This window comes from Streptomyces sp. ATLC9, assembly GCF_057196705.1.
Genome location: NZ_JBXUOY010000370.1, coordinates 1 through 4,275 on the forward strand (window position 1 = coordinate 1; position 4,275 = coordinate 4,275).

Here is a 4,275-nt window from a genome sequence, read left to right on the forward strand (position 1 = left end):
GCGCCCCCGCGGGCCGCCCCCCCCCCCCGGGCCGCGGCCGGGGGGCGGGGGGAGCCGGAGGAAGGTCAGCCGAACTGCTTCTCGATGGCGGCGAGTTTGGCCTCCAGCGAGTCCAGCCGGGGACTGGTCAGGCTCTCTTCGGAACCGAACGAGTCCGCCGGGCGGGGCGGGTCCACCTTGCGCAGCCCGTCCGCGCCCGGCGCGCCGCCGGAGTCGTCCGAGGCCGCCCGGAGCGCGGCGCGCGGCCGGGGGACGGGCTGCGGGGAACCCGCGCTGACCTCCAGCTCCACCTGCTGCGCGTCGGCGCCGCGGCCCAGCCTGCTGATCGCCCGCAGCCGCGCCCGCTCCAGCTTCCGCTGCTCGCGCTTGCGGGCCCGCTCCTCCTCCTTGCGACGGCGGTCCTCGCGGACCTCGTCGACCGCCTCGTCCAGCGTCCGCACGCCCTCCAGCAGCATCAGCGACCAGGCGGCGTAGGTCTCGCGCGGCGCGCGCAGCCAGCGCACCACCCGGATCTGCGGCAGCGGACGCGGCACCAGACCCTGCTCACGCAGGGCGGCGCGCCGGGTCTGCTTGAGAGCCCGGTCGAAGAGGATGGCCGCCGCGATCGACATGCCCGCGAAGAACTGCGGGGCGCCCGCGTGCTCGTCGCCGCGCGGGGCGTGCACCCAGTTGAACCACGCCGCGGCGCCCGCGAAGAGCCACACCAGCAGCCGTGAACCGAGGGAGGCGTCACCGTGGCTGGCCTCGCGGACGGCGATGACGGCGGAGAACATCGCCGCGCCGTCCAGGCCGAAGGGGACCAGGAACTCCCAGCCTCCCGACAGGCCCAGGTTCTCCCGGCCGAATCCCACCAGGCCGTGGAAGGAGAGGGCGGCGGCGACCCCCGCGCAGCAGAAGAGCAGAACGTAGGAGGCGATGGCGTAGACCGTCTCCTTGCGGCGGCGGCGCTCCTCCATGCGCTCCCAGGAGTCCGCGCCCTGGTCCTCCTCGGTCCTGTGACGTCCGTTTCCACGGCTCATCAACACGACCGCGACCAGGGCGCCGACGAGCAGTACGGCACCGGCCAGCACCCAGTTCATCGATATGTCCGTCAGTCTCATCCGGGGATGTCCCCTGCCTGGCGGTGTGCCGTGAAGACGGCCCCGCCGTGCTCGCGTCGGCTTGGTTGACCCGCAGCATCCTGGCGGAAAAAAGATCGCGTGGCAGGGCCTTTGGGCCCGAGGAACCGCCGAAGGTGGCCAGAACGTGCGTACAGGAGTGTAGCGAGCCGCAATCGCTGCCGGTTACCGGCCGGACGCTCGAATCCCCGGAGGGAACCGGGCCGTTCGGCCGGGCCGCTCACGGATTCCGGCCGGCGGGACCGGCCGGCGGGTCAGCCGCGCGCGGCGCTCAGCCGCTCCACCCGGTCGGCGTCGCAGGTGCGTGGGCAGGTGACGCAGGTGTCCTGGGGGCGCAGCGTGTAGAACATGCAGCAGCTCGCCCGGTCCCGCGTGGGGTACTTCTCGCCGTCCGGACCGGACAGCTCCCGGAAGGCGGCGCCCCGCGGGAACGGGGCGACCGAGCCCGGCAGCAGCAGCTCCGCCTCGGCCATCGCGCGCCGCTCCTCGCCCAGCAGATGGCCGACGTACCACAGGCCCTCGGCGATCTCGTCCGTCGCCATGCCCCACAGTGCGCGCGGCCCGCGGCGCATGCGCGGCCGGAACGCCTCGAGGACGGGGCCGAGGTGCTCGGCCACCGCCTCCCGCACGGCCGCCCGCAGCGCCTCCTCGCTGTGGACGACACGGGCGCCGGACAGCACGGCGGCCGGGTCGTCGGGCAGACAGGAGAACTCCTCGGCGCACACCGCCAGCCGGCCCGAGGCGCGGTCGTAGGCCACCGAGCCCACCGGGACGCGCGGGACCCGGCGGTGCAGGAACCAGGGGAGCGTCACCAGCAGGCAGACCGACCAGGCATAGCGGTGCAGACCGAAGCCGGCGACCACGTCGGGCCGGGCCTGCCGGCCGTAGTCGCGCCGCACCTGCTCGTCGTCCCGGGCCAGGAAGGCGTCCAGGACGGAGCCGCCCTCGGCCAGCTCCGCCGCCCGGACCCAGCCGCCGCCGCGCGGCAGGTGCCCGGTCCCCGGCACCTCGGTGACCCGCAGGCTGGGGAGGACCTCGGTCAGACGGCCGTAGGCGGCGGCCAGCGGCGACGGCGCGGCGGGCGTGCCGGGCGCGGGAGCGAGGGTGCACATGGCCATGCGGGTACCACCGAATCGACGGCTATAACAGGTAAGGCTTACCTTAGCCCACGTGATCGGTGATGCGACACCGCCGCCCGCGCGAGTGGCGCGCGTCACTCCCCGGGATCCCCCGCGGACCCTCGCCCCGGGGGCCGGCCCCCGCACTCCTCCAGCCGGCCGGCCAGCCAGCTCGGCACCCCGCCCAGCAGACGGAACAGCCGCCGCGCCTCGGCCCGCAACCGCCCCGCCTCCGGCTCCGGCTGGACGTCCGCCAGGGCCGCCAGGGCCGGTGCCATGCCCACCAGATAACCCAGCTCCTCGCGCAGCCGCAGTGACTCGGCGAAACCGTGCCGCGCCTCGGCGAGCTCGCCGCCGCGCAGCGCCAGCCCGGCCAGATGCCGCCAGGTGAAGGAGCACAGCAGCGCGTTCCCCTGGGCGGTGGCGGCGGCGTGCGCCCGGCGGTAGGCCGCCCGCGCCGCCTGGGGGCTGTCGCCGAAGCGCTCGGTCATCAGACCGCGGCGGAAGTCCAGCATCGCCCGCCGCGGTGAGTCGGGCGGCAGCAGCGCGGCGGCCCGTCCCAGCGCGGCGCGGGCCTCGTCGGCCCGGTCCCGTACGGCCAGCACCGTCGCCGCGTAGGCCAGATGACCGCGCTCACAGGCGGCCGCGCCCCGCTCCTCGTCCGTCGCCGCCATGGCCTCGGCCGTACGCAGCGCCTCCTCGGCGCGCTCCCAGCCGTCGGCGGTGAACATGCAGCACTCCACCAGCAGCCCCGCCCGCCGCAGCGCCGCCCCGGCGTCCTCCCGTGCCACCTCCGGCTCCAGCAGCGCGGCCGCGTCCTCCCAGCAGCCGCGCGACCTCAGCCGCCACACCGCGTGGTCGAGTGGACCGCCCTCCGCCTCCGGTCCCGTGTCCGCACCCGGCCCCCCGCCCGATCCCGCGCCCTCCAGCCGTACCGAACGTGACATGGCGGTCTCCGCCACAGTGCCCTCCCCAACCAAGCGCGCTGTCGAGCCGGATGTGAGCGAATCCCAGCACGAACACCGGGGCTCCGCCAAGGGGTAAGTGTGAACGGCTTCACAATCTTGGTCAGCTCTTGACACACCCCGGGCGGGAGATACTCGGCCGGCCGCCGCGGTCATTCGTCCCACCGGCGGTCGTCCGGCTCGCGCCGGTTGGCGACGACCGCCGCGACCGGCGGGATGACCGTGGCCACCACGCACATCGCGATCGCCGGCGGGACCGACCACGGGCGCACGAAGGCCCACGCGCCGACGAAGAGGGTCAGACACAGACCCATCAGCACGAAGTAGCGGTGCCGCCTGGGCGCGTACACCCCTCCAGCGCAGGACGCGTGGAACGGGACCGGGCCGGTCCGACGGGTCCGGACGCCGGTTCGGGCGGGGGTTCAGCGCATGCGCAGGGCCAGGAGGAAGTCCACCCTGTCCTCCAGCCGCGACAGGTCGCGGCCGGTGAGCCGCTCGATGCGGCCCACCCGGTAGCGCAGGGTGTTGACGTGCAGACGGAGGCGGGCGGCGCAGCGCGTCCAGGAGCCCTCGGAGTCGAGGAACGCCTCCAGGGTGGGCACCAGCTCGGCGCGGTGGCGCCGGTCGTACTCGTACAGCGGGTCCAGCAGCCGGGCGGTGAAGGCGCGGCGCACGTCGTCGGGCACGAAGGGCAGCAGCAGGACGTGCGAGGCCAGCTCCTCGTGGCCGGCCGCGCAGACCCGCCCCGGCCGGGCGGCGGCCACGCGCCGGGCGTGACGGGCCTCCTCCAGGGCCCCGCGCAGGCCCTCGGGGGAGTGGACGGCGGCGCTGACGCCCAGGGTCAGCCGTCCCCCGGGGCCACCGGGGCCGTCCAGGCCGTGCTCCAGCGGGCCCCGCAGGGAGTCGAGCAGGGCGCCGGCGGCGAACGCGTCCCCGGGCCCGGCGGGCGGCGGCCCGGACGGCCCGGAGTTCCCCGCACCGGCGGCCTCCGCGCCGTCCTCCTCCGTACCGGTCTCCCGTCCGTGAGCCGCCGGAAGCGGAACGAGCGCGACGGCCTCCCCGCCGGCCGTCACC

The 4,275-nt window shown here is 75.8% G+C and carries 5 protein-coding genes; all 5 read right to left on the bottom strand.

The window, feature by feature from the left end:
- Positions 1-65: 65 nt before the first annotated feature.
- Positions 66-1,100 carry a DUF2637 domain-containing protein gene (locus tag AC2CJA_RS24770; RefSeq protein WP_484604904.1) on the bottom strand — a complete coding sequence of 345 codons (1,035 nt, stop codon included), beginning with the start codon at positions 1,098-1,100 and terminating at the stop codon, positions 66-68.
- A gap of 272 nt (positions 1,101-1,372) precedes the next feature.
- A complete protein-coding gene (locus AC2CJA_RS24775) occupies positions 1,373-2,230 on the bottom strand; it encodes a (2Fe-2S)-binding protein (protein ID WP_484604905.1) in 858 nt (285 codons plus the stop codon).
- A 101-nt stretch (positions 2,231-2,331) separates the two neighbouring features.
- Complete coding sequence (locus AC2CJA_RS24780; protein ID WP_484604906.1) at positions 2,332-3,183, bottom strand: hypothetical protein; 852 nt, start codon at positions 3,181-3,183, stop codon at positions 2,332-2,334.
- A 170-nt stretch (positions 3,184-3,353) separates the two neighbouring features.
- Positions 3,354-3,551: a DUF3099 domain-containing protein gene (locus AC2CJA_RS24785; protein WP_484604907.1), complete on the bottom strand. Its 198-nt coding sequence runs from the start codon at positions 3,549-3,551 to the stop codon at positions 3,354-3,356.
- Positions 3,552-3,623: 72 nt separating this feature from the next.
- Positions 3,624-4,275, bottom strand: a 652-nt coding sequence (locus AC2CJA_RS24790) for a PucR family transcriptional regulator (RefSeq protein WP_484604908.1), incomplete at its 5' end; no start/stop codon positions are given.

Excerpts from the sequence above, each read along its gene's own strand:
- AC2CJA_RS24770 (WP_484604904.1), bottom strand. The coding sequence starts at position 1,100 with ATGAGACTGACGGACATATCGATGAACTGGGTGCTGGCCGGTGCCGTA.
- AC2CJA_RS24775 (WP_484604905.1), bottom strand. The coding sequence starts at position 2,230 with ATGTGCACCCTCGCTCCCGCGCCCGGCACGCCCGCCGCGCCGTCGCCG.
- AC2CJA_RS24780 (WP_484604906.1), bottom strand. The coding sequence starts at position 3,183 with ATGTCACGTTCGGTACGGCTGGAGGGCGCGGGATCGGGCGGGGGGCCG.